Below are 23,159 nucleotides of genomic sequence, written 5' to 3' on the forward strand. Positions count from 1 at the left end.
TGAAACGGTTTTCCGTCCGGAATTGCTTGAAAGCAAAGAGCTAGAGCCGTTCAGCGATTCCGTGAAGTACTGAACGGCTCCAGCCGGGATCATGCGCCGATGGCGGCCGCCTTCGCCAGTAGTTTTTCGGCCTGCGCCAGATGCAGGCGCTCGACCATGCGGCCGTTCAGCGAAATCACGCTCCTGCCCTGGTTTTCGGGAAGCGCAAAGGCATCCTCCACCTGGCGCGCCTCGGCAAGTGCCTGCGCCGACGGCGCGAAGGCGCGGTTGGCGGCCTCGATCTGGGCGGGATGGATGACGGTCTTGCCGTCGAAGCCCATGGCGGCTCCCTCCGCGCATTCGCGGGCAAAGCCATCGAGATCGCGGAAATCATTGGCAACGGCGTCCAGGACATCCAGGCCGCCGGCCCGCGCGGCCAGCACCATCTGCATCAGCCAGGGCACGATATAGCGGCGGTCTGGTGTGGCCAGGACGCCGGTTTCCTTGGCCAGATCATTTGTTCCGGCAACGAAACAAGCCAGTCGCGAGGCCGGGTCGCGGCCAAGCTCGGCGATGGCGCCGATGTTGAGCATGGCCTTCGGTGTCTCGATCATCGCCCATAGTTTCACACTGTCGGGCGCGAAATTGTCGTCCAGCACGTCGCCGGCCTCCAGCAGGTCGCGCGGCGTGTCCACCTTGGTCAGAAGGATGCCGTCGGGCTGGCAACTCGCGGCGGCCAGAAGATCGTCCGCGCCCCATTCGCTGGAAAGCGCATTGACGCGCACCACCATCTCGCAGCCGCTGCCAGGGCGGTTGGCCAGGATCGCCGCCAGCTTGCCGCGGGCGGTGATCTTGTCGGCCGGTGCCACGGCGTCCTCGAGGTCGATGATGACGGCATCGCAGGCAAGCCCGGCGATCTTGGCCAGCGCCTTGTCGTTGGAGGCGGGGACGTAGAGCACCGAGCGGCGCGGGCGGTAGGTTTCCATGGCCGATCTATGCCGCGTGTCGCGGGTGGAGACAAGCGTTGGGGGCATGGCTTTAGGAACGTTTGCGTGGGATCAGCTAATCATCAAGATCAGCGCCGCCCCTCATCTGCCTGCCGGCATCTTCTCCCCGTATAGTGACGGGGAGAAGGACGCCCTCATCGCCGATTTCGCCAATCGCCAACGTTGCAGAAAAGGCGCCGGCGTTGCGGCCAGCCCCTTTCGCCCCGTTTACAGGGAGAAATGTCCGGCAGGACAATGAGGGCGGCGCCAACGTCCGTAAAAGATGGTGGACAGCGCACCAGCCTTGAAGGGCAGCTCTGCACGAAAACTGCACACGCCTGCGGAAAAGCTCCTCGGATCCGCCCTGCCGTCTCCGCGCCGGCTTGCGAAACAGGCGACATGAAAAAGCGAGCAAAACCCCGCTGGTCCTTGCCACAGCGCCTGCGCAGCGAGGGCTGGTGGCTGGCCGATCCGCCGCGCGCGAAGTCTAAAGCGATCCTCGTTCCCCTTGTCCGCAGGAGCCTGCCGCCAAGGCGATTGGACGCGATCAGGCCAGAAGCGATCAGGAAGGTCAGCTCATGACATCGTTTTTCACCGCCGCGCCAAGCTATTGCAGCCGCTTCGGCATTGCCGTGCTGCTGGTCGTGCTGGCGGATTTCCTGTTCTATGGCCAGCCGGCCGGCATCACGGTTCTCCTGTTCGCCATCCTGATTGCCGCCGCCGTGGTGGCCGTGCATCCCACAGCCTTCAGCGATATCAAGGTCTGGCTGAAGCCTGGCGCCTTGCTGGTCGCGCTGCTGCCGCTCGCCGAGACTGTCAGCGCGCTGTCCGTATCGGTCGCGCTTGCGGCCCTGGTCGTCTTCGCGCTTTCGCTGAGCGGGCGCCTGCGGCACAACATCGCCCGCATTCCCAGCCAGATCGCGCTGTTCGGGCTCGCGGCGCCGTTCCGTTTCATCCGAGATTTCATCCGCTGGCGCAAGACGGCGCGCCGGTTTGGCGGGCGACGTGTGCGGCTGGCGGCGATCGCCGTCTGGGCGATGCCGCTGACACTCGGCGCCGTCTTCCTGGCGCTGTTCGGCGCCGCAAACCCGGTCATCGACTATTGGCTGTCGCTGATCGACCTGATGAAATTGCTCGATCTCATCCAGCTGGCGCGCATTGCCTTCTGGCTGTTCGTGCTCGCCGGCGTCTGGGCTTTCCTGCGGCCGCGCCTGCCGCGTTTTTCGCAGCATATTTTCCGGCCAAACCATGCGCCTGCCAATGCGCCTGCGGCGGTCAATCCGGACAGGCACGTTATCGAGGACATCCTGTTCGGCAAGGCAGCGATCCTGCGCGCCTTGATCGTCTTCAACGTCCTGTTCGCGCTCCAGACAGGGCTCGACGCCGCTTATCTCTGGGGTGGTGCGGCCCTTCCCGACGGCTTGAGCTACGCCGCCTACGCCCATCGCGGCGCCTATCCGCTTGTTGTCACCGCGCTGCTTGCCGCCGGCTTTGTCCTGGCCGCACTCAGGCCGGGAAGCCAGACATCGGCCGATCCGCTCATCCGCCGGCTGGTCTATGCCTGGGTCGCGCAGAACATCGTGCTGGTGATTTCGTCGATCCTGCGGCTCGACCTCTATGTCGGCGTCTACGCGCTGACCTACTGGCGCATCGCCGCTTTCGTCTGGATGGGGCTGGTGGCGGCCGGTCTCGCGCTGATCATCGCCCGCATCGCGCTTCGAAAATCCAATGAATGGCTCTCGTCCGCCAATCTTCTGACGTTATCGCTGACGCTTTATGCCTGTTGCTTCATCAACTTCGCGGCCACGATCGCCAATTACAATGTCGACCATTCCTTCGAAATGACCGGCCAGGGCATTCCCCTCGACGCCTGGTATCTGCGCTCGCTCGGGCCGGGGGCGTTTCCGGCGCTCGATCGTTTTTTCGATCACCAGGACAAGACGGCTGGTGCCGGAGCCGTGCGCGAATTGGAAGGGGTGCGGGCCAGCGACGAGGAGTGGTATCGCATCGTCCAGCAGAACTGGCGCGCCTGGAGCTTTCGCGACTGGCGCCTGCTTCGATATCTCGACAGCAGGGGCTTGCCCGTGCTTCCTCAGCCTTCACAACCTTCCTTGCCGGGCCGCTGACCGATGCCGCATCACATTCTCGTCGCCGACGATGACCCGCATATCCGCGAGGTGATCTGCTTTGCGCTGGAAAAGGCGGGCATGAAGACGCTCGGCGTGGCCGACGGCGCTGCCGCCTTGCAGGAGATCGAACGCCAGGCTCCCGATCTCATCGTGCTCGACATCGGCATGCCCGAGATGGACGGGCTGGAGGTCTGCCGGCGGCTGCGGCAGCGATCCGATGTGCCTGTGCTGTTCCTCTCCGCGCGCGATGAAGAGATCGACCGCATCCTGGGGCTCGAAATGGGCGGTGACGACTATGTCACCAAGCCGTTTTCCCCGCGCGAACTGGTGGCCCGCGTCAACGTCATCCTGCGTCGCGCCCGCCCGGCGGCGCCCGAATCCGCCGACGAACGGCAATTTTCGCATGGCAAGCTCATCCTGACGCCAGCCAGCCACGGCGCCAGTTTCGACGGCAGGCCGCTTGCCCTGACGGGGATCGAGTTCGCCATCCTCAAAGGATTTCTGGCCCGGCCCGGCCATGTGCTCGACCGCGACGCGGTGATGAGCAATGCCTATGCCGGCAGGATCCATGTCGCGGACCGCACCGTCGACAGCCATATCCGCAACATCAGGGCGAAGCTCGCGGCGGTCGGCTGCCCCGACGTCATCGAGACCGTCCACGGCGTCGGCTTCCGGCTCGGCAAATGCGGCTGACGGCGTCGCGCAAATGGATCGGCCGCAAATGGCGGCCGCGCCTTGCCACGGTCGTCGTCGCCATCCTGATGCTGGTGATGGCGCTGCCGCTGGTCGGCCTGTTCTTCTTCCGTCTCTACGAGAACCAGCTGATCCGGCAGACCGAGGCTGAGCTGATCGCACAAGGCGCGGTCATATCGGCCTTTTACGCGCAGGAGGTGCGCGAGGCCGGCGTCCCGCTGGAAAAACTCGGCACGCCGCTGCCGCAAACCGGCGCCGGCGCAAGCCGGAGCAACCCCGGCGGGCCCTACCGGCCGATCGAGCCGCAACTCGACCTCGCCTCCGACAGCGTGCTTCCGACCCGGCCGGATGGGACGGCCGCTACCGCCGATCCCGTCTTCGCCGCGATCGGCGCGCGCCTGTCCGGCATTCTCGACGCGACGCAGAAGACCACGCTTGCCGGCTTCCGGCTGCTCGATCCCCGGGGCGTCGTCATCGCCGGGCGCAGCGAGGTCGGGCAGTCGCTGGCCGAGGTCCAGGAGGTGCGCGAGGCGCTGGGCGGGGGCTATGCAAGCGTGCTCAGGCTGCGCATCCCCGAGCAGCCGGCGCCACCGCTCTATTCGGTCAGCCGCGGCACCAGGGTTCGCGTCTTCGTCGCCATGCCGGTGGTTGTCGACGACCATGTCGCCGGTGTCGTCTATGTGTCGCGAACGCCCAACAACATCGTCAAGCATCTCTATGGCGAGCGCGGCAAGGTGACGTTGGCGGCCATCGCCATCCTTGGCGGCACGCTGCTCATCGGCCTTGTCTTCCTGCGCACCGTCAGCCGGCCGATCTACGCGCTGATCGACCGCACCCAGCGCATCGCCGCCGGCGAGCGCGACGCGATCCGGCCGCTCGACCATCACGGCACCTACGAAATGGCCGAGCTGTCCGCAGCCTTCCTCGACATGGCCGAAAAGCTGCAGGCGCGCTCGGACTCGATCCAGACCTTCGCCACCCATGTCTCGCACGAGCTCAAATCGCCGCTGACGGCGATCCAGGGCGCGGCCGAGCTGCTGCGCGATTCAGGCAGCGCGATGGACGATGAGGAGCGGCGGCGCTTCTCCAACAATATCGTCACCGATGCCGGGCGGCTCAATCTGCTGGTCCGGCGCCTGCTCGACCTGGCGCGGGCCGAGAATCTCGCGCCCAGCGGCGAAAGCGCCTCGGTCGCGGCGGCGCTGGCGCTGCTTCCTGTCGACACAAGGCTGACGGTTCAAGCCGGTGCGGGCGGCGATCTCGCCTTGCGCATCTCGGCCGAAAACGCGGCGATCGTGCTCGCCAATCTCATCGATAATTCGGCCAGGCATGGCGCGACGCTGGTTTCGGTCACGGCAACGAGCGCCGCGGGCAGGGCAACGGTCGAGGTGAGCGACGACGGCGCCGGCATTTCGCCGAGCAACCGGGCGCGCATCTTCGAGCCGTTCTTCACTACGCGGCGCTCCAGCGGCGGCACCGGCATGGGCCTTGGCATCGTGCTGGCCCTCCTGAAAGCACATGATGGCACGATCCGGCTGGTTGACTCCGGGCGCGGCACGCGCTTCGAGATCGTTCTGCCGGTTGGATAGACATGCCGGCGGCCGGATCGGAGAGAAAATGCGCTACGACATCGTCATCATCGGCGGGGCCATCGTCGGCTCCTCGATCGCCTATTACCTGCGCGAGGAAGGGTTTTCCGGCTCGATCGCGCTGGTCGAGCGCGATCCGCAATTCGCGCATGCGGCAACGACGCTGTCCATGGCCTCGATCCGGCAGCAATTCTCGATCCCGCAAAACATCCGCCTGTCGCAATTCACGCTGAAGCTGTTCCGGCGGCTGAAGGAGGAATTCGGCGCCGAGGCCGATATCGGCTTTCGCGAGGGTGGCTATCTCATCCTGGCCGGCGAGGCCGGCCTGCCGATCCTCAAGGCCAACCACGAGGCGCAAATCGCAGAGGGTGCCGACATCCTGCTGGAGGACGCCGGCCAGCTGACGCGCCGCTTCCCCTGGCTGTCGGACGAGGGCATCGTGGCCGGCGCCTATGGCCGCAGCGGCGAGGGCTGGTTCGACGCACATGCCATGCTGACGCTGTTCCGCAAGGCGCTGCGGGACAAGACGATCGATTTCATCACCGCGTCGGTCACCGGCATTGCGCGCGACGGCAACCGCGTCACCGGCGTCAGCCTCGACAATGGCCAGACGCTGGAGGCCGGCACCGTCGTCAACGCCGCCGGGCCGAACGCCGGCAAGGTCGCGGCTTTTGCCGGCCTTTCGCTGCCGGTCGAGCCGCGCAAGCGCAACGTCTTCGTCTTCGAGGCGCGCGAGAAATATGCCGACATGCCGCTGCTGGTCGATCCCTCTGGCCTCTATGTCAGACCCGAAGGTTCGGTCTATCTCACTGGCGGCGCCGAGCCGGAAGAGGGCGACGGCCCGGCCGACCCCAGGGATTTCGAGGTCGACTGGTCGCTGTTCGAGGAGGTGGTGTGGCCAACGCTGGCAACCCGCATCCCGGCCTTCGAGGCGATCAAGGCGACCCGCGCCTGGGCCGGCCACTACGACTACAATACGCTTGACCAGAACGCCATCATCGGCCCGCATCCGGAGGTCGGCAATTTCCTCTTCGCCAACGGCTTCTCGGGTCATGGCTTGCAGCAGGCGCCGGCGGTCGGCAAGGCGCTGGCCGAACTGATCGTGCAGGGCGGGTACAGGACGATCGACTGCTCGGCGTTCGGCTACGAACGTGTGGCAGAGGGACGGGCGTTCAGGGAATTGAACGTGATTTGACGGAACGCTATATTTTTCGGGGATGGCTCGGAGTGGGCATTGCTTAAGACGATTGTCGAGAAATTTCGCCGCACGAAAAGCGTTCAATTGCTTTTGGACTTCCGCAACGAAATTTTATATCGCCAGTTTCTGGGAAGTTCCGTTTCCAGGGGACACGCTTTCGCGGAAACTCTCAAGCAGAGCCCCGAACGGAATTATTGCTTCACGATTGCCTTCAATACGCCCTGGGTCATAGATGCGCTCGCCACGGCCTGGCGCATATTTGCGCCCGGAACGCGGCTGGTGGTGATCGACAACTCGTCAAAGCCCGATGCCAGAATTGCCATCGAGGCGATCTGCCGGCAGCGTGGCGTCGCCTATTTCCCCTTGCCCAGGAATTTCGAGCGAAACCCTTCACGCTCCCATGGAATTTCGCAGACATGGGCATTCCACAACATCATCAGGAAACTAAGCCCCGATATGTTCGGGTTCATCGATCACGACTGCTTCCCGATCAGCCATGTCGATATGGAAAAGCTGATTGGCGACAGGATAGGTTATGGATTGGCGCTGAAGGCCAAATCCACCTATTTGTATAAATCGCCGAAGGACGAGGATCGCTGGTTTTATTGGGCGGGCCTTTGCTTCTACGACTTCTCCGCCGTCGAGCATGTCAATCTGGACTTCAGGCATCGTCTGGATATTGGAATGGATACAGGCGGCGGCAACTGGCCGGTGCTGTACGCGAAATTTTCCGACGCCCAATTCGGAAAGGCGACCGTCGGTTCCATGACGGTGAACGTTCAGGACAGGGATGTCGAATATCAGATGTTCGACAACGCTTTTTTCCATGTTGGCGGCGCGTCCTACCGCCAGTTCGCGACAAACCCGGAATACCGCCGCTCCCTATGCGATCATATCTGGGATACCTATCTGGGCGGCACAAGGGAACGCTTGGCTTCCGGTTAGATCGAAGCGGTCCCGACCAGGCGGGAAATGCCGGAACTGGCAGGCAGCCGGCACGTGCCGGCAGGGTGAGGATCGCCAGGCCGCCGCTTCGTGAAATAATCCTGCAGCCAGCAAAGCACCCGGCCCCAGCCCTCAGCATGTTCGGCCGCCGCATCGGCCAGCCCGGCAAAGCCGCCATGGCAGATGGTGAGAAGCGTGCCGCCGGCGGTCGGCTCCAGGAGATAGGCGACCGTGGTTTGTCGCCGGCCAAGCTTCGGATGATCCCAGCCATAGCGCCGTGTCTGGACGATCCGGCGCGGCGCTTCGATCTCAAGGAACTCGCCGCCGGCCGGAAGGTCCCTGCCGTCGGCCGTCCGCACCACAACCGTCCAGCAGCCGCCGACGTGAAGTTCGGCCGACCAATCGACCATCCGGTAGGTGTCCGCGGATCCCCACCATTGCTCGACCTCCTTGCCGACCAGAGCCCGGAAAATGCGTTGCGGCGGCGCCTCGATCCAGGCTGACGCCATGACCGTCTCGCCATTGGTCATGCTTCGAGCGCTGGGGTCGAACGTCATCATCGATGTCTCCTCCAGTGTGTTTCGTTACCGAAATGAGGCTTTCATCCCTTCGATGGCGGGCGCTCGAAACCCTTGCCGGTCTCGAGCAGGCTCTTCAGGCTCGCCAGCACCAGCGGCCAGCCCCTGGAGACGTTCGGGATCAACTTGTGCGGACCATCCGCTTCGTGGGTGACGGCGAGCTTCGTCAATTCGCCATCCTGCTCGATGGCGAAGGTGCAGCGTGTGTAGCCGTCCTCCTTTACCTCGGGCATCCATTCGTTGCGCCATTTGATGACCAGGCGGCGCGGCGGATCGATCTCCAGGATCTCGCCCGAATCGGCAACACGGCCGTCGGGGAAGATCAGCTTCCAGCTCGATCCGGCTTTCCAGTCGCTCTCCTGGTAGGAGCAGAGGAAGAACTGCCGGTTGAATTCGGGATCGGTCAGCGCCTGCCAGAGCTTGTCGGGCGTGGTGCGGATATAGGTTACGTAGACGAAGGTGTTGTTCACGGCTCTTCCCTTTCAAGGCGTTTCTTCAGGTCGCTCAATGCATCCAGCCGATGGCGCTCGAATTTGCCGATCCAGCGTTCGGCGATCTCGTTGATCGGAACCGGGTTGAGGTAGTGCTCCTTCTCGCGCCCCTTGCGCAGGGTGGTGACGAGGTTCGCCTCCTCCAGGATGGCCAGATGCTTGGTCACGGCCTGGCGCGTCATGTCCATCTCGGCGCACAGCGCGTTCAGCGTCTGGCCGTTCCTGGCATGCAGGCTGTCCAGCAATTGCCGGCGGGTCGGGTCGGCCAGGGCGCGAAAGACGGCATCCATGCTCATGGCCTAAATATGCAACCATTTGGTTGCATGTCAAGCGGCAATACCCCGCGCCAATAGTTGGGGCCATTGCCGGCTGGATGCCGGCACAGGAGAAAAGATCAACGTTTGCGGGAAAACCAGAAGGCGTCTGTCATTCGCCTCATGCCGATGCGCTCATAGAAGCCGACGGCATCGGGCATCGAAACCAGGCTGATGGCGACCGAAGGCCCGAGCTGCCGGCGCGCCTCGTCCATCAGGCCCTTGCCTATGCCCAGTCCCTGCGCCTTGGCCGAGACGGCGAGATCGCTGATGTAGCAGACCCAGGAAAAGTCGCTCAGGCAGCGGGCGACGCCGATCAGCGGCTTGCCTTCCATGTCGAGACGGGCGGTCAGGATCAGGTTGGCGCCGTCCAGCATCGCCTTCAGTCTTGCCTCGTCATCGACGGGCCGGACCTCGCCGAGGCCCGACTCGACCAGCACGCGGCGGAATTCGGCAATGGCGAGAGTCGGTTCGCGGGCGTAGAGGACATGCGAGTTTTCCGTCATGACGGCCAGAGTGCACCATCGGCTCGGGAATTCGAAGCCGTTTTGTACTATCCGTCTGCCCGGCAGGCCGGGAGGCGCACGAACAGTTGCCTTTTATTTGCCGCCGGCTTTGTGTAAACCGGCACCAGCAATCCCCAGAACTGCAAAGAGAAGACGGGCAAAAGCCATGGAAAAATTCACCAAGCTCACCGGCGTCGCCGCCCCCATGCCGATCGTCAATGTCGACACCGACATGATCATCCCGAAGGATTATCTCAAGACGATCAAGCGCACCGGGCTTGGCACCGGCCTGTTCGCCGAAATGCGCTACAAGGAGGACGGTTCGGAGAATCCGGATTTCGTGCTCAACAAGCCGGCCTACCGCAAGGCGCAGATCCTGGTCGCCGGCGACAATTTCGGCTGCGGCTCCTCGCGCGAACACGCGCCATGGGCGCTGCTCGATTTCGGCATCCGTTGCGTGATTTCCACCTCGTTCGCCGACATCTTCTACAACAACTGCTTCAAGAACGGCGTGCTGCCGATCACCGTCAGCCCGGAGGATCTGGAGAAGCTGATGGACGATGCCTCGCGCGGCTCCAACGCCACCTTGTCGGTCGATCTCGAAGCCAAGGAAATCCGCGGTCCCGATGGCGGCGTGGTCAGCTTCGATCTCGACGACTTCAAGCGCCACTGCATGCTCAACGGCCTCGACGACATCGGCCTGACCATGGAGAAGGCCGGCGCCATCGCCTCGTTCGAGAAGCGCAACGCCGAACAGCGCCCCTGGGCCTGAGCGGCTTCGTGTGCCCTGGATAGGCCCGGCCTCCCGAGGCCGGGTTCGTGCGACTGAGGAGGGACGGTCATGACACGCTTGCTTCTCGCCGGGGCCTGGAGCCTGGCCTTGCTGCTGGCGCCATCGATGGGCGCGGTCGCACAGACCCAGACGCCCGCGGCGCAGCAGACGCCGCCTTCGGCGCAGAAACCTCCCGCCGACGCGCAAGGGGCGGACACCGCCGACGCCAGCGACGATGACAAGCAGGCGCCGGTGCCGTTCGAGGGCGGCCAGCTGACCGTCACCCAGAAGGAACAGTATGGCGAGAAGGTGCTGTCCTATAACGGCAAGGAGCTTGCCAGCAATTACGATGTCTTCTTCGACAAGATCGTCGAAGTGGGCGGCGTCAAGGTGGCGCTGTTCGACGTCGGTGACGGCGGCAACCAGTGCGGGCCGGCGACGCTGATCATCTGGAAGCCGGAAGGCGGCGAGATCCAGAGCACCAAGGTGGAGCAGGACGAATGCGGCGCTCCGCCGACCGCCGTCTCCGACAACGCCATCTATTTCGTGCCCTATCTGTTGCCCGGCGACCAGAAGCCGGCGCTGCAATGGTCACCGACGGACGGTCTGACGATTTCGGGCAACCTGACCTACATGCCCGAACCCGGAACCGACTGGAAAGACATCGATCCGGAAAAATACCAGAACATCATCGACGCCTTCCACAACGAGGCGGTCTACAAGGAAGCCGAAAAGCTGCTCGGCAAGGACATGACCGACATGGCCACCAGCCTGCTGGTCGGCGGCGGCACGGAAAAGACGGCGTCCGGCGCCTTCTATGCCACAGGCTGCGTTCCGCACGATTGCGGCGGCAATGACGGCTTCATGGCCGTCGACCCGGCCAAGCACAAGCTCTACTTCGCCCGCCGGGGAGACGATGGCCAGCCAAAGGGCTGGCCGGCGCTGGCGACATGGCCCGCCGATATCAAGGCAGCGCTGGACAAGGCGCAGGGCGAGGCGAACTGATTCGAGCGTTCGCTCGTGATGTGATGACGGAGATCATGATGCAGAATCGGCGGCAAGTAACGGCAGCCGGGCTGCTTCTGGGCAGCGGATTGCTGACTCCGGCCCTCGCCCAGTCGAACCCCTCGCCTCAATCATCGGCCGAGCAATTCGCCGCGAGGCTAAGCGCGGGCGATATCGACGGCTTCTCCAAGCTGTTCGCCGACAGCTATGTCAATCACCAACAAAGCGCCGCCGCGCCAGCACCAGCGAATGTCAGCCCGAAACAGGCAACAGCCGCTTTCTTCAAGGCACGGCTGATGGCGATGCCGGATCTCAAGGTCGCCATCGAAGTCGTGGTCACCGACAAGGAGCATGTGGCGGCGAGCTTCGTCTACAGCGGCACGCACAAGGGCGTCTACTTCGGCGTCGCGCCGACCGGCCGGGCCCTGCGCTTCACCTCATGTGACATCTTTAGGGTCCAAGAGGGTCTGATCGTCGAGCACTGGGGCATGGGTGATATCGCCGGCGTCCTGGCGCAACTGCGAGCCTGACAACCCAAAGCAACTGAACCTCCTGCGAGGGCATCGATGTCCACCCGCCCAGCACTGCAAAGCGGCATCGGGTCGGTCGAGTGGAAAGTTCGCGCACTCCCCTCGGGCAAGCTCATTTCGCTTCGAGGCTTAGCGCTTTCTTGCGGTCGGCTTCGGCGCGCTTGTGGTTGCCCTTGGCTTTCCATGCCGCGCTTCGCGCCTTGTAGGCGGTGGCGAAATTCGGCTGAAGCTTGATGGCCTGGCTAAGGTCGGCGATAGCCCCTTCATAGTCCGCCCTGCCGGTCCGGATCACACCCCGACCAAGATAGGCAAAGGAGTTATTGCGGTCGAGGCTGAGCGCCATTTCGAAATCGCGCAAGGCAGCGGCATCCTGATGTCTGCCCATCCATAGGAGACCCCGGTCGGCATAGACCTTTGGGTGCTTGGGATTGAGACTGATGACCTTTTGATAGTCAGCGAGCGCCCCCTTGTCGTCGCCCTGGAAGCCGCGGTTCTGACCTCGGCCATAATAGGTCTCGGCATCGGTCGGATCGAGCGTGATGGCCTGGCTGTAATCGGCGATGGCATGGGCGTAATCCTGTTTGGCCTCCCAAGCCATGGCGCGAGCCAGAAAGGCGTCGCGAAATCCCGGAGAAAGCACGATCGCTTTGTCGTAGAGAGCTATCGCGCCCTCGTACTCGCCTTGCTTGTGCAGCTGCCAGCCTTTGCTGAACGCAAGCGCGGCAGGCGAAGCGTTGCCCGGCCGGGTCGCTTCATCGCCTCTGCGCGCGACGGCCTTGCCCGACTTGGCAGGAGAGCCTTTCTCCTTCGCGGCAATCGCGAGCTTACGGGCGTCGCGGGCAAGGCCAAGCTTCGGGTCGACCCTGAGCGCCTGGTCGAAGTCGGCGATCGCCTGGTCGTAATCGCCCTTCGCGAACCAGTTGCTGCCACGCCCATAATAGGCGGGCGCGTAGTCGGGGTCGAGCTCGATGCCGCGCGTGTAATCGGCAATGGCCAGATCCAGCTTGTTCTTCTTGGTCCAGGCAACGCCACGGCCAAAATAGGCATCGACATATACGGGGTAGAGTTCGATCAACTTGTTGTAGTCGTCGATGGCCGCGTCATACTTGCCCTTCTCGACAAGCGCCATGGCGCGCCAGAGATAGGCTGAAGCCGTTTTCGGCTCGAGCGCAAGCGCGCGGTTGTACTCGGCTATGGCGCGATCGAACTTGCCTTTGTTGTAGAAAGCCGTACCGCGCTCGATGAGCGCCTTGACGTTCTTGGGATCGGAGCCGACGGCAACGGATCCGGCACCGCCCTTAGCCTGCGCGGTCACGGTGGCCTGCCGGGCAGCCGCAGAGCTGGCATTGCCGGGATCAAGCTTCAGGGCCAGGTCGAAGTCGGCGATGGCGCCCTCATAGTCCTTGCCGTCGGCGCGCGCCATCCCCCGCCCATAGAAGCCGGCGGCATCTCGAGGATCAATCTCTATGGCAATTGAATAGGCCTCCACCGCTCGCTTGGCGTCGCCCGTGGCATGCAATGTTGCCCCCAGGCAGAAGAACGCATCGCGCGACCTCGGATCAAGTTCGGTAGCCCGCTTGCAATCCGCCAGGCCGCTTTCCGCGCCGCCCGCCATCGCCTTGGCCATGCCTCGGCGAATATAAGGCGCGGCCATATCGGGGATCATCGCGATCGCCTTGTCGAAGTCGGCGATGGCACGGGCATAGGCGCGCTTGGCGTCCCAAGCCTTGCCGCGCCCGAAATAAGCGAGGGGGCTTTGCGGGTCGATCGCGATGGCCTCGTCGTAGGCCTTGATCGCTTCGTCATGCTTGCCCGCGCGCAAGAGGCTGTCGCCATTGCTCACCGCGACCAGGACACGGGGATCGGCGGCGTCGATCGCCTCCTCCAGCCGCGAGCCGGCAGGGTTTTCGCCTGACGGGATATCCTGGTCCGCGTCTTGGCCGGCAGCTGACCGCGCCCCGGCAGAGCTGGCGGTGGCATCCTCGTTCCTGGCGGCGACCGCCGTCTCGCGTCCGTTGCGAGCTTCGGAATCGCCCGGATCCAAAGTGAGCGCCTTGTCGAAATCAGCGATGGCGCGATCATAGTCCTTCTTGTCCGCCCAGGCCTTGCCTCTCCACGCATACATCGAGGCGTCTCCCGGGGTGAGGTCGATCGCCAGGCCATAGTCCACAACGGCCTGGTCGAAATCGCCTCTCGTCTGAAACGTCAGGGCCCGGCAAAAATACGCGTCGCGCCATTTCGAATCGATACGCAAGGCCTGTTCACAGTCGGCGATGGCGAGGTCGAACTTGCCCTTCTTGATCCAGGTAAGGCCGCGCCGGACATAGGCATTGGGCAAGGTGGGGTCGAAGCGTACGGCCCTGTTGTAGTCCGCCAGGGCCAGATCGTATTTCTGCATCCTGAACCACAGATTGCCGCGACCGTAGTAGCCTGTCGCATCCTGGGGCGCGAGCTTGATCGCCAGACTGTATGCCGCGCCGGCGCGGTTGTTGTCATTTTTCGCAAGCCAGTCATTGCCGGCAAGGAACGCGGCCTTGGCCATGGTTTCATCCGGCAGATGCGGATTTGCCCGCAGGATGGCCTGTTGTTCGACCTTCGCCACGACGGCGTCCGCGCGCCGCTCGCGCACGCCGAAGTAGTCGGGATCGAGCTTGAGCGCCTGGTCGTAGTCGGCGATCGCGCGATCGTATTCGCCGATATCTTTGAAGGCATCGCCTCGCGACGAATGGCTGGAAGCCGCCCCTGGATCCAGGGCGATCGCTTTGCCATAGCTCTCTATGGCACGTTCCGTTTCACCCCTTTGCGCAAGAACGGCGCCGCGCGTGGAGACCATCTCGGCATTGTCGGGGTCGAGTTCGACCGCCTTGTCGAAGTCCTGCCAGGATCCTTCCATGTCTCCCGACTGTGCCCGGGCCCTGCCACGGTGGTAATAGGCGAGCGCATTGCCGGGGTCGAGCTCTATGGCCCGGGTATATTCGGCGACGGCGCGGTCGAACCTGTGCTTGTCCTTCAGCCGGTCACCATTCCTGATGATGTCAGCGACACTGGAGCCGTCCAGTTCGGATGCGACCGCTGGGCCCGGTAGTCCTCCCGCTCGCGCGGCCGCCTCACGGCTGGCGGCATAATCGGGATTGCCGGGGTCGAGCTTGAGCGCCTGGTCGAAATCGACAACGGCGCCGGAATAGTCCGTCCGGTCGGCGCGCGCCATGCCGCGCCCGTAATAGCTGACATCGTCCATGGCATCGATCCCGATCGCCGTCGTGTAGGCGGCGATGGCGCGCCCGGCATCGCCCTTGGCGTGCCATGCCACACCCTTGCAATAGTGGGGGTCCCTCGGCTTGGGATCGAGCTTGGCCGACCGGCCGCAGTCACCAAGCGCGCCATCGGCATCGCCCAAGGTCATCCTGACAAGACCCCGGCGCGCATAGGCCACGGCAAAATCGGGCTTCAACTGAATGGCCCTGTCATAGGCAGCGATCGCCTTGGCGTAAGCGCGGCTGGCCGCCTGCGCGTTGCCGAGGCCGAAATAGGCGAACCGGTTGCCGGGATCGAGCGCGATCGCTGCATTGTAGGCGTTGATAGCATTGTCGAATCGTCCCAAGCCAAGCCAGGCGTCACCGCCCTGGATGGTTTCCAGTGCGCGAGGGTCTTTCGCTGCCAGCGCCATGTCGACGAGGTCCTGCGTCGGCTCGAAATTCAAAACGACCGCTTGTTGCTTCGGGTTGAAGGTTAGCGGCTGACGATCCGGTGTGTCGGGCAACGGCGCTGCCATGCCGCCGCCGGCAACCTGGTCGTCGCAGGTTTCGGCACGTCCCGGATCAAGCCCGATGGCGCGCCGGCAATCCGCCGCTGCGCCGGCATGATCGCCTTTGAGCACCTTCGCACGGCTACGGCCGAGATAGGCGTCGGCGTTGTCGGGATCGAGGCTGATGGCCTTGTCGAAATCGAGAATCGCGCCCTCCACGCCATATTTCGACAGCCGCGTCCCGGCGCGATCAATCAGGATCCTTGCCGCTTCCTGGTCACTTGTTTCTCCGATGGCCGACAGGTCGGCGGCGGCAGGCCTTACCGCTTCCGCCCCGGCATTCCCGGTGTCGCACCCGCCTGTCTTTTTCGGGTCGAGCGTGATGGCCTTGCGGCAGTCGGCGGCGGCCCCTGCGACGTCGCGGTTGCGCGCTCGTGTCAGCGAACGGGCGAACCAGATCCGAGCATCATTCGCATCGAGTGCGATCGCCTTGCCGAAATCGGCCATGGCGAGGTCGTTATTGCCCTTGCTTGCCCAGGCGATGCCGCGAAAGTAATAGCCGTCAACGATCTCCGGATCGAGTTGGATCGCCTTGCTGGCGTCGGCGATCGCGCGTACCCAATCATCCTTGCCAAACCAGGCGGCGCTGCGGTTGGCATAGGTTTTGGCACTCTTGGGGTCGATGCTTATGGCGGCGTCGTAATCGGCGATGGCCGGATCGAATTCACCCTTGGCGGCGCGGGCCACGCCGCGATTGACGAGGGCAATCATGTCCATCGGGTCAAGCCGGATAGCCACGTCATATTCGGCGATCGCTTTGTCCCGCTCGCCTTTCCTGCCCCAAGCCTGTCCGAGCCCTGTATGGCCTTTGCCGCTTTGCGCGTCTGCCTCGATCGCCTGCTGGTAATCCAAAATAGCCGCGTCGATCTTGCCTTTGCGCAGGAAGGCCGCGCCGCGGCTGGCATAGGCGTCGCTCGCCGACGGCTCCAGGCTTATAGCGACGTTGAAGTCGGCGATCGCACGGTCGTCGTCGCCCTTGTTGTACCAGTCGGCGCCACGGTTGAAATAAGCGGCAACCTGATTGGGATCGAGTGCGATCGCCTCGCCATAGTCGGCGATCGCACCGTCCCAGTCCTGCTTCTCGTCCCGGGCGGTGGCTCGGTAGAAATAGGCTTTGACACGTAGACGCAGCGCTTCGGTCGCGTCTTGTGCAATCACCGTGCAGGCGGCGATGCGCCGGTCGGTCGCGTCATTGTCGACGCTCGCTTCCTTCTGATAGACAGGCCCGCTGTCTTCGCTCGCGTCTTTTTCGTCGCCGAAGCAAAGCGCATAGTCGCGCGTAACGGCTGATGACGGAGCGGGCAGAGCCCCAAGCATCATTATCGCCGCCATCACAACCAGCGGCGTGCGCAAAAGCGCCGTATCAAATACGCGTTCGAGTGCGTCAGTGCGACGTGACATGGTTCTCCCCCCGGAGCTACTGCTATCGCTTTCGCGTATACTTATAGTTCTCCTTTTGTTCCCAAATGCAAGTAAAAATTGCAACGGAGATTAGTCGGCCGGTTTCCCGGCAAATGGATGAGGACTGCGGAGTGAAGGTCGATTGCCTGGTTTTCCGAACGACGAACGAACGGAGGGCCGGCCAGCCGAGAGCGATATTGCATCGCCGATTCATTCGTTTTGGCCCATGGCCAAATCAGGTCTTGCCTGCAACATGGACGCGACGATCACGGAGGACACCCATGCGCAAACTCATCTCCACCGGCTCGCCGTTCGAAAAGACCGCCGGCTACTCGCGGGCAGTCGTCCAGGGCGACTGGTGCTTCGTCTCCGGCACGACGGGCTACGACTATGCCACCATGACGATGCCCGAAACCGTCGAGGCGCAGACGCGCAACTGCCTGGCGACGATCGGCAAGGCGCTTGCCGATGGCGGCTTCGACATGGCCGACGTGGTGCGGGCGCATTACTACATCACCGACCAGGCCTTCGCCGATATCGTCTTCCCGATCCTGGGCGAGACCTTCGGCGACATCAGGCCGGCGGCGACGATGATCGTCTGCCAGCTCAACAAGCCGGAGATGAAGATCGAGATCGAGGTGACGGCGCTGCGGCGCACGGCCACGGGACGTTGAGGAAGGCCGTGAAAGTCCGGCGCATCGTAGCCAATGTCGAGACGCGGGATGCGGCGGCGGCGAGACGCTTCTATCACGACGTGCTTGGCCTTGACGTGCTGATGGATCAGGGCTGGATCGTCACCTGCGGTTCCGAAGAACAGATGCAGGTGCAGATCAGCTTCATGGCGCAAGGCGGCTCGGGCACGCCGGTGCCGGACCTGTCGATCGAGGTCGACGATGTCGAGGCCGCGCTCCAAGGTATGAAGGCCGCCGGCTTCGCCATCGAATACGGGCCGGCGGACGAGCCGTGGGGCGTGCGGCGCTTCTATGTACGCGATCCCTTCGGCCGGCTGGTCAACATTCTCTCGCACCAGTGACCGTGGAAGTGGCTTGCAGGCTTGCGCGCCGGGCGCTTGGCGTTTAGCAAGGCCGCGGTTCACACTCTTTCTGGGACGGTTCTTTCATGGCAACGAAGCATCTTTTCCTGCTCCCCGGCGACGGCATCGGCCCCGAGGCCATGGCCGAGGTCAAGAAGCTGATCGCGGCCTTGAACGAAAAGCTCGGCAGCGGCTTCGTCACCGACGAGGGTCTGGTCGGCGGCTCGGCCTACGACGCGCATGGCGCGGCGATCTCCGATGCCGACATGGAAAAGGCTGTTGCCGCGGACGCCGTGCTGTTCGGCGCCGTCGGCGGGCCGAAATGGGATGCGGTGCCTTACGAGGTGCGCCCCGAGGCCGGCCTGCTGCGCCTGCGCAAGGACATGGAGCTGTTCGCCAATCTCAGGCCCGCCATCTGCTACCCGGCGCTGGCGGCGTCCTCCTCGCTGAAGCAGGAAGTGGTCGAAGGCCTCGACATCCTCATCGTGCGCGAACTGACGGGCGGCGTCTATTTCGGCGAGCCCAAGCAGATCATCGATCTCGGCAACGGCCAGAAGCGCGGCATCGACACGCAGGTCTACGACACGTTCGAGATCGAGCGCATTTCGGGCGTCGCCTTCGAATTGGCGCGCACGCGCAAGAACCACGTCACCTCGATGGAAAAGCGCAACGTCATGAAGTCGGGTGTGCTGTGGAACGAGGTCGTCACCCAGACCCAGAAGGCACGCTATTCCGACGTCAAGCTCGACCACATGCTGGCGGATGCCGGCGGCATGCAGCTGGTGCGCTGGCCCAAGCAGTTCGACGTCATCGTCACCGACAATCTGTTCGGCGACATGCTGTCCGACATCGCCGCCATGCTGACCGGGTCGATCGGCATGCTGCCTTCGGCCTCGCTCGGCGCGCCCGATGCCAAGACCAAGAAGCGCAAGGCGCTCTACGAGCCGGTGCACGGTTCGGCGCCCGACATCGCCGGCAAGGGCATCGCCAACCCGATCGCCATGATCGCCTCCTTCGCCATGTGCCTGCGCTATTCCTTCGGCATGGTCGCCGAGGCCGACAAGCTCGAGGCTGCGATCGCCGCCGTGCTCGACGACGGCCTGCGCACCAAGGATATCTTCTCGGCCGGGATGACCGAGGTCGGCACGGTCGCCATGGGCGACGCGATCATCGCCAAGTTCCTGGCTTAGCGGCTCGGCCTCAGCGTATCTCGCCGGCAAGCTGTTGCAGCAGCCCGACGAGTTGCGCCTCGTCCACCGGCCCGAAGAAAGCCGCGTCGGCGGTCTCGACGGCGACGATGGCGCGCTGCGCCACCGCCGCTCCGGCTGGGGTGACGCGGATCACCTTGGCGCGGGAGTCCCTGGGATCGGTCTCCCGCGCGATCAATCCCTTCGCCTCGAGCCGGGCAACGACATCGGACGTCATCTTCACCTCGGTGCCGGCCTGGGCGGCGAGCTGCACCTGGTTCGGCGGCTCGCCATTGCGGCCGAGCCACATCGCCGAGGCCAGCAGCACGAACTGGACATGGGTCAGGTCGAGGGGTGCCAGCGCCGCCGTCATGACACGCTGCCAGCGCATGGTGGTTCGCCAGAGCAGCAAGCCGGGGCTCTCCGAAGGTCCGCTGAAGCGCGTGTTCAGATCCTGCCCGTCAGCCATTTTTCGCCAACGCCTCCGCCTGTTCGAACAGTTTGGCCATCGAGACGTCGAAATCGCCGCTGATCTGCGGTCCGAGTTCCGGTCCGACCTCGGCGGCCGAGGGCCCTGATATTTCCAGCCTGTGGGTCACCTGCGTGCCGCCCTCGACCGGCAACAGCGCATGCCGGAACAACAGTCTCGTGTCACCGAACGAGGTCTCGTCGGCGTAGGTGACGTTTTCGACGAGATCGACGATAACAGATTCGAACGTGTCCTGCCCGACCGGCGTCACCGAGACACGGGTGCCCTTGGCGAACGGGCCGTGCAGAACGAAGGTGTCCGATCCTTCATAGGCGAGGCGACCTTCATGCAACGCCTTCAACGCGTTCCAGATGGCCGCCACGGGAAGGGAGGAAATCGCGGTGTATTCATTCGTCCACATTGTCTGGGTTCCATTTATCCTGGTCGATCGACCGATTTGATCTGTGCGCAGATTATCTGTGTGCGGATCAAATTGCAAGCTAATCTCACCATAGCGCCTGTATGGCGCCAACCCTTTGTTTTCATGCAGCTTTAGACAGTGTGCTGCCGGAACCGCTATAGGCGGACGCCCGCCGGTACCGGGCCCCACTGGTTCTCGCGTGCCTGCGTCGGCATCAGCGCGAAGACCAGGATGATCAGGCTGCCGAACGTGGGGATGAAGATCACCAGATAGAGCCAGCCAGACAGGCCGATGTCATGCAGCCGGCGCACGGTCATGCCGAGGCCGGGCAGGAATGTCGCCAGCAGGAAGGTGCCGCAGAGGCCCACCGTGACCGCCGCCGAGACGTCGGAGTCGAAATTGCCGAGCGCGACATCGGTGAAAATGCCGATGCCGCCGACGATCAGCAGGCAGACCACCCAGAACAGGCAATAGCCCCAATATTCCTTGCGGCGCGCGCGGCCGGCGAAGTTGAAGTAGTTTTGCGTGAGGCCGCGCCAGAAATAGCCCCAGAGATCGGTGGGCTCGCCCGGTTCGGCCGACCGCCCGAAATGCTGTGCCTGCGCTGCCGCGGCCAGGGGCCTGGAGACGGCCTGGGCCGAAGGCGCGCCTGTGCCGGCATCGACGGCCGGGCCCGTGGGCTGGGCGGCGGTGGGAAAGACATCGCGCGCCTGGCCGCCACCGGCCTGGAATTCGACCGTTGTCCCGTTGGGCATCGGGGTCGGGCGGCGCAGGTTCTCGCGGGTGAAGGTGTAGCGGTTGCCGTCGGCTCCGGTGATGAAGCCGAAACCCTGATCCTCGTCATAGTGGAGCACTTCGCCGCGCATCACCCGCCCCCTTTGTCGCCGCGTCCGGCCAGATGTGGCACAGGCACAAGTCGGCGGGCAAGGCCTGCGGGCTACCATGTCGCCGACAAATCAAGCATAAGGCTCACCGAGTGCATCCATCCTCGCCAGAACGGGACAATGAAACCTGAACCCCTCCATCCCAACGCCGTGCCAGGGAGCGGAGGGCCGCCGTCGAAGCTGAAATCCCCTATCCTGGCCATCGACGCCACAGGCCTGATGTTCTGGCCGCCGCGCAAGGGTCTGGCCGGTATCCCCCGCGTGGAAAGCTTTCTGGTCAACGCGGCCCTCGCGGATCCCGACCCAAACGTGGAAGTCGTCGCGTTCAGGCCGGGAGAAGGCCGGTTCGAACGGCTTGCCCCTTATGAGCAGGACCATGTCGCGGCGGGCGAGATTCCACCGCACCGCGTCAAACGGTGGCCGGGGACACGCGCGGCGCTGGCGCAGGCGCTCGAGGCGGTGCGGCAGGGGCCATGGGGCAAGCGTGACACCGACCGTCATCTCGCCAAGACGGTGACCAACGGCCGCAAGGGGGTCACATACGAGGCAACGCGGCTGCTGATCCGCGCCTATCGCCTGTACCAGCGGGCAGGGATCAAGCTTGGCCTGCGCGAGGACGCCGTGCGCCAGCCGGTGGAGACTGGACAGGGTCTGGTGCTGATCAGCCATCATATCCAGACTCAGGAAGATCGGTCCGCCGTCTCCGGTCGCGCCGGCAAGCTTGCCTTCCTCTGCCACGATATCATCCCGGCATTGCGCCCGGATCTGCTTGGCGCGGGTACCAGTGAAGGGCGCTTCGGGTCCTATCTCGAGCACCTCGTGCGCTCGGGCGCGCCCGCCTTCTGCGCCTCCGACGAGGTCGGCGCGACGCTGACGGATCACATGCGCAAGGCGGGTATCGCCGCGCCTGTCGTCCACCGGTTTCCGATGCCCTCCATCCTGCACGAGACGGCTTCGCGCATGGGGACGACCTCGCGCATCGAGAGTGACGAACCGTTCGTGATCTACTGCTCGACCATCGAGGTGCGCAAGAACCACATCCTCCTGGCCAAGATCTGGCAGCAGGCGCGCGAGGAAGGGGTGAAGCTGCCGAGGCTGGTGTGCGCCGGGCGCTGGGGCTGGATGATCGAGCCGCTGCGCGCCTTCCTGAAGGAGCACCCCGAGGTGCTGGACCAGGTCACCTTCGCCGGCCTGGTCAGCGACGAACAGCTCATCCGCTATTATCGCAGCGCCACATTCGGGGTCTTTCCCTCGCATATAGAGGGCTGGGGCTATGGCGCCTCGGAATGCCTCGATTTCGGCGTCCCGGTCATCGTTTCGACCTCGCCGTCGCTGATCGAGGCGACCGGCGGGCTGATGCCGGCGATCGATTCCAACGACCAGGCGGGCTGGTATGCCGCTATCCGCAGGATGGCGGAAGACCATGACTGGCGCCACTCGCTGGCCGAGCGCATCGCCAGACAGCACCGGCCGACGCCGGCTTCCGCAAGCTGGGCCGCCATCAAGGCGGGGCTGCAGGCGTCGGCCTCACATGCTTGACCGAATTGGACCACCCGGCCGATCGGTTTGGACCCGTTACTGGCCTGGGACAATGAGGAAAAACCAAGTGGAACAGGGTTGTCTGGCGGAGGCAGAATGAAGAGCAAAAGACTTGCCCTGTACACGTTCGGCATATTCCGTGCGCCAGCCAGCGATGCCGTGAACCAAGGCTTTCATGACCGCAACGATCGCAATTTTCTGATTGCCGAAACGAGCGAGGGATTCATCGCCAGGTCGGGCTATGAGGAAGAACCCGGTCCGGAAAGCTGGGGCACGCAGGTTTTTCCGCGCTTTTACCTCGAGCAGGGGGACGGCTGGACGCCATCGACGCTGTCCCTGTGGAAGGACCTGGCGTCACCAATGGCATTCTCCTACGGCGGAATTCACATGGAGGCGATGCGGCATGGGCGAGAATGGTTTCTCAAGCCGGCATGGCCACCTTACGTGCTTTGGTGGGTCGAGTGGGACCATACACCCAGTTGGGCGGAGGCCGTGGTCAGACACGAATTTCTCCACGACCACAAGGCCAGCTCTTTTGCCTTCGATTTCAAGACCTGTTTCGATGAAGATGGCCGCCCGACGACAATCGACAGCCAATTGGTCAAACAGAATATGCGTTTGAATGAAAAGCGGCAGCAGCAACCAAGTTGATCCGACGCCAAGGCGGCAATCCGCCCTGGAGCTGGCGCAACGCTTGCGCCAGCA

The 23,159-nt window shown here is 63.8% G+C and carries 22 protein-coding genes; 13 read left to right on the top strand and 9 right to left on the bottom strand.

All coding sequences use genetic code 11. The annotated features are described in order from the left end of the window. Window positions 1–89 precede the first annotated feature (89 nt). Complete coding sequence (locus tag FFS37_RS07560; RefSeq protein ID WP_171026208.1) at window positions 90–965, bottom strand: HpcH/HpaI aldolase/citrate lyase family protein; 876 nt, start codon at window positions 963–965, stop codon at window positions 90–92. Window positions 966–1,543: 578 nt separating this feature from the next. On the opposite strand from FFS37_RS07560, the gene FFS37_RS07575 reads away from it, so the two are divergent. The 5 genes from FFS37_RS07575 to FFS37_RS07595 are packed head-to-tail and all read left to right on the top strand — an operon-like array spanning window position 1,544 to window position 7,519. Then, window positions 1,544–3,091 carry a DUF4153 domain-containing protein gene (locus FFS37_RS07575; protein WP_137930316.1) on the top strand — a complete coding sequence of 516 codons (1,548 nt, stop codon included), beginning with the start codon at window positions 1,544–1,546 and terminating at the stop codon, window positions 3,089–3,091. 3 nt (window positions 3,092–3,094) lie between these two features. Next, entirely contained in the window at window positions 3,095–3,787 is a 693-nt protein-coding gene (locus FFS37_RS07580) for a response regulator transcription factor (RefSeq protein ID WP_137930317.1), read from the top strand. Continuing rightward, a complete protein-coding gene (locus tag FFS37_RS07585; RefSeq protein WP_137930318.1) occupies window positions 3,778–5,376 on the top strand; it encodes a sensor histidine kinase in 1,599 nt (532 codons plus the stop codon). Before FFS37_RS07580 ends, FFS37_RS07585 begins: the two co-directional genes overlap by 10 nt. A gap of 28 nt (window positions 5,377–5,404) precedes the next feature. Further along, complete coding sequence (locus tag FFS37_RS07590; protein ID WP_137930319.1) at window positions 5,405–6,571, top strand: NAD(P)/FAD-dependent oxidoreductase; 1,167 nt, start codon at window positions 5,405–5,407, stop codon at window positions 6,569–6,571. Window positions 6,572–6,610: 39 nt separating this feature from the next. Next, window positions 6,611–7,519 carry a hypothetical protein gene (locus FFS37_RS07595; RefSeq protein WP_137930320.1) on the top strand — a complete coding sequence of 303 codons (909 nt, stop codon included), beginning with the start codon at window positions 6,611–6,613 and terminating at the stop codon, window positions 7,517–7,519. Here FFS37_RS07595 and FFS37_RS07600 read toward each other — a convergent pair. The 4 genes from FFS37_RS07600 to FFS37_RS07615 all read right to left on the bottom strand — a co-directional run bounded on the left by FFS37_RS07600 (window position 7,516) and on the right by FFS37_RS07615 (window position 9,408). Next, on the bottom strand, window positions 7,516–8,079 hold the full coding sequence (locus tag FFS37_RS07600; protein WP_232375599.1) for an SRPBCC family protein: 564 nt from the start codon (window positions 8,077–8,079) through the stop codon (window positions 7,516–7,518). The genes FFS37_RS07595 and FFS37_RS07600 overlap by 4 nt on opposite strands. Before the next feature lie 41 nt (window positions 8,080–8,120). Then, a complete protein-coding gene (locus tag FFS37_RS07605) occupies window positions 8,121–8,567 on the bottom strand; it encodes an SRPBCC family protein (RefSeq protein ID WP_137930321.1) in 447 nt (148 codons plus the stop codon). Further along, window positions 8,564–8,878 carry an ArsR/SmtB family transcription factor gene (locus FFS37_RS07610; RefSeq protein ID WP_210240448.1) on the bottom strand — a complete coding sequence of 105 codons (315 nt, stop codon included), beginning with the start codon at window positions 8,876–8,878 and terminating at the stop codon, window positions 8,564–8,566. The genes FFS37_RS07605 and FFS37_RS07610 overlap by 4 nt, the downstream gene beginning before the upstream one ends. Window positions 8,879–8,982: 104 nt before the next feature. Beyond that, window positions 8,983–9,408 carry a GNAT family N-acetyltransferase gene (locus tag FFS37_RS07615; RefSeq protein ID WP_137930323.1) on the bottom strand — a complete coding sequence of 142 codons (426 nt, stop codon included), beginning with the start codon at window positions 9,406–9,408 and terminating at the stop codon, window positions 8,983–8,985. Window positions 9,409–9,574: 166 nt separating this feature from the next. On the opposite strand from FFS37_RS07615, the gene leuD reads away from it, so the two are divergent. From leuD to FFS37_RS07630, 3 genes are all read left to right on the top strand, one after another. Continuing rightward, on the top strand, window positions 9,575–10,180 hold the full coding sequence (leuD, locus tag FFS37_RS07620) for a 3-isopropylmalate dehydratase small subunit (protein ID WP_137930324.1): 606 nt from the start codon (window positions 9,575–9,577) through the stop codon (window positions 10,178–10,180). Window positions 10,181–10,249: 69 nt separating this feature from the next. Beyond that, complete coding sequence (locus tag FFS37_RS07625; RefSeq protein WP_137930325.1) at window positions 10,250–11,185, top strand: hypothetical protein; 936 nt, start codon at window positions 10,250–10,252, stop codon at window positions 11,183–11,185. A 38-nt stretch (window positions 11,186–11,223) separates the two neighbouring features. Beyond that, complete coding sequence (locus FFS37_RS07630; protein WP_171026209.1) at window positions 11,224–11,715, top strand: ester cyclase; 492 nt, start codon at window positions 11,224–11,226, stop codon at window positions 11,713–11,715. Window positions 11,716–11,827: 112 nt separating this feature from the next. Here FFS37_RS07630 and FFS37_RS36130 read toward each other — a convergent pair whose 3' ends face one another. After that, entirely contained in the window at window positions 11,828–16,921 is a 5,094-nt protein-coding gene (locus FFS37_RS36130; RefSeq protein ID WP_232375600.1) for a tetratricopeptide repeat protein, read from the bottom strand. A gap of 281 nt (window positions 16,922–17,202) precedes the next feature. On the opposite strand from FFS37_RS36130, the gene FFS37_RS07655 reads away from it, so the two are divergent. The 3 genes from FFS37_RS07655 to leuB all read left to right on the top strand — a co-directional run bounded on the left by FFS37_RS07655 (window position 17,203) and on the right by leuB (window position 19,144). Continuing rightward, window positions 17,203–17,595: a RidA family protein gene (locus FFS37_RS07655; RefSeq protein ID WP_137930327.1), complete on the top strand. Its 393-nt coding sequence runs from the start codon at window positions 17,203–17,205 to the stop codon at window positions 17,593–17,595. Between the two features lie 8 nt (window positions 17,596–17,603). Then, on the top strand, window positions 17,604–17,954 hold the full coding sequence (locus FFS37_RS07660) for a VOC family protein (RefSeq protein WP_137930328.1): 351 nt from the start codon (window positions 17,604–17,606) through the stop codon (window positions 17,952–17,954). 86 nt (window positions 17,955–18,040) lie between these two features. Beyond that, complete coding sequence (gene leuB, locus FFS37_RS07665; RefSeq protein ID WP_137930329.1) at window positions 18,041–19,144, top strand: 3-isopropylmalate dehydrogenase; 1,104 nt, start codon at window positions 18,041–18,043, stop codon at window positions 19,142–19,144. Window positions 19,145–19,154: 10 nt separating this feature from the next. Here the strand turns inward: leuB and FFS37_RS07670 are convergent, their stop codons facing one another. The 3 genes from FFS37_RS07670 to FFS37_RS07680 all read right to left on the bottom strand — a co-directional run bounded on the left by FFS37_RS07670 (window position 19,155) and on the right by FFS37_RS07680 (window position 20,897). After that, a complete protein-coding gene (locus FFS37_RS07670) occupies window positions 19,155–19,610 on the bottom strand; it encodes a MarR family winged helix-turn-helix transcriptional regulator (protein WP_137930330.1) in 456 nt (151 codons plus the stop codon). Then, window positions 19,603–20,031, bottom strand: coding sequence for an SRPBCC family protein (locus tag FFS37_RS07675; RefSeq protein ID WP_137930331.1), 429 nt, complete (start codon window positions 20,029–20,031; stop codon window positions 19,603–19,605). Before FFS37_RS07675 ends, FFS37_RS07670 begins: the two co-directional genes overlap by 8 nt. Window positions 20,032–20,186: 155 nt before the next feature. Beyond that, a complete protein-coding gene (locus FFS37_RS07680; protein ID WP_137930332.1) occupies window positions 20,187–20,897 on the bottom strand; it encodes a DUF805 domain-containing protein in 711 nt (236 codons plus the stop codon). 138 nt (window positions 20,898–21,035) lie between these two features. On the opposite strand from FFS37_RS07680, the gene FFS37_RS07685 reads away from it, so the two are divergent. Continuing rightward, window positions 21,036–22,454 (top strand): glycosyltransferase, encoded by a 1,419-nt coding sequence (locus tag FFS37_RS07685; RefSeq protein ID WP_137930333.1) that lies wholly within the window; start codon window positions 21,036–21,038, stop codon window positions 22,452–22,454. Window positions 22,455–22,550: 96 nt separating this feature from the next. Continuing rightward, the gene (locus FFS37_RS07690) at window positions 22,551–23,105 is read left to right on the top strand and encodes a DUF3291 domain-containing protein (protein ID WP_137930334.1); all 555 of its coding nucleotides are present in this window, start codon (window positions 22,551–22,553) and stop codon (window positions 23,103–23,105) included. Window positions 23,106–23,159: the final 54 nt, after the last annotated feature.

Source organism: Mesorhizobium comanense, assembly GCF_005503535.1.
GTDB lineage: Bacteria > Pseudomonadota > Alphaproteobacteria > Rhizobiales > Rhizobiaceae > Mesorhizobium > Mesorhizobium comanense.

Bases quoted from the DNA above. Each gene is read 5' to 3' on its own strand.
- FFS37_RS07560 (WP_171026208.1), bottom strand. From the start codon at position 965: ATGGAAACCTACCGCCCGCGCCGCTCGGTGCTCTACGTCCCCGCCTCC.
- FFS37_RS07575 (WP_137930316.1), top strand. From the start codon at position 1,544: ATGACATCGTTTTTCACCGCCGCGCCAAGCTATTGCAGCCGCTTCGGC.
- FFS37_RS07580 (WP_137930317.1), top strand. From the start codon at position 3,095: ATGCCGCATCACATTCTCGTCGCCGACGATGACCCGCATATCCGCGAG.
- FFS37_RS07585 (WP_137930318.1), top strand. From the start codon at position 3,778: ATGCGGCTGACGGCGTCGCGCAAATGGATCGGCCGCAAATGGCGGCCG.
- FFS37_RS07590 (WP_137930319.1), top strand. From the start codon at position 5,405: ATGCGCTACGACATCGTCATCATCGGCGGGGCCATCGTCGGCTCCTCG.
- FFS37_RS07600 (WP_232375599.1), bottom strand. From the start codon at position 8,079: ATGATGACGTTCGACCCCAGCGCTCGAAGCATGACCAATGGCGAGACG.
- FFS37_RS07610 (WP_210240448.1), bottom strand. From the start codon at position 8,878: ATGGATGCCGTCTTTCGCGCCCTGGCCGACCCGACCCGCCGGCAATTG.
- FFS37_RS07615 (WP_137930323.1), bottom strand. From the start codon at position 9,408: ATGACGGAAAACTCGCATGTCCTCTACGCCCGCGAACCGACTCTCGCC.
- leuD (WP_137930324.1), top strand. From the start codon at position 9,575: ATGGAAAAATTCACCAAGCTCACCGGCGTCGCCGCCCCCATGCCGATC.
- FFS37_RS07625 (WP_137930325.1), top strand. From the start codon at position 10,250: ATGACACGCTTGCTTCTCGCCGGGGCCTGGAGCCTGGCCTTGCTGCTG.
- FFS37_RS07630 (WP_171026209.1), top strand. From the start codon at position 11,224: ATGCAGAATCGGCGGCAAGTAACGGCAGCCGGGCTGCTTCTGGGCAGC.
- FFS37_RS36130 (WP_232375600.1), bottom strand. From the start codon at position 16,921: ATGTCACGTCGCACTGACGCACTCGAACGCGTATTTGATACGGCGCTT.
- FFS37_RS07655 (WP_137930327.1), top strand. From the start codon at position 17,203: ATGCGCAAACTCATCTCCACCGGCTCGCCGTTCGAAAAGACCGCCGGC.
- leuB (WP_137930329.1), top strand. From the start codon at position 18,041: ATGGCAACGAAGCATCTTTTCCTGCTCCCCGGCGACGGCATCGGCCCC.
- FFS37_RS07670 (WP_137930330.1), bottom strand. From the start codon at position 19,610: ATGGCTGACGGGCAGGATCTGAACACGCGCTTCAGCGGACCTTCGGAG.
- FFS37_RS07675 (WP_137930331.1), bottom strand. From the start codon at position 20,031: ATGTGGACGAATGAATACACCGCGATTTCCTCCCTTCCCGTGGCGGCC.
- FFS37_RS07680 (WP_137930332.1), bottom strand. From the start codon at position 20,897: ATGCGCGGCGAAGTGCTCCACTATGACGAGGATCAGGGTTTCGGCTTC.
- FFS37_RS07685 (WP_137930333.1), top strand. From the start codon at position 21,036: ATGAAACCTGAACCCCTCCATCCCAACGCCGTGCCAGGGAGCGGAGGG.
- FFS37_RS07690 (WP_137930334.1), top strand. From the start codon at position 22,551: ATGAAGAGCAAAAGACTTGCCCTGTACACGTTCGGCATATTCCGTGCG.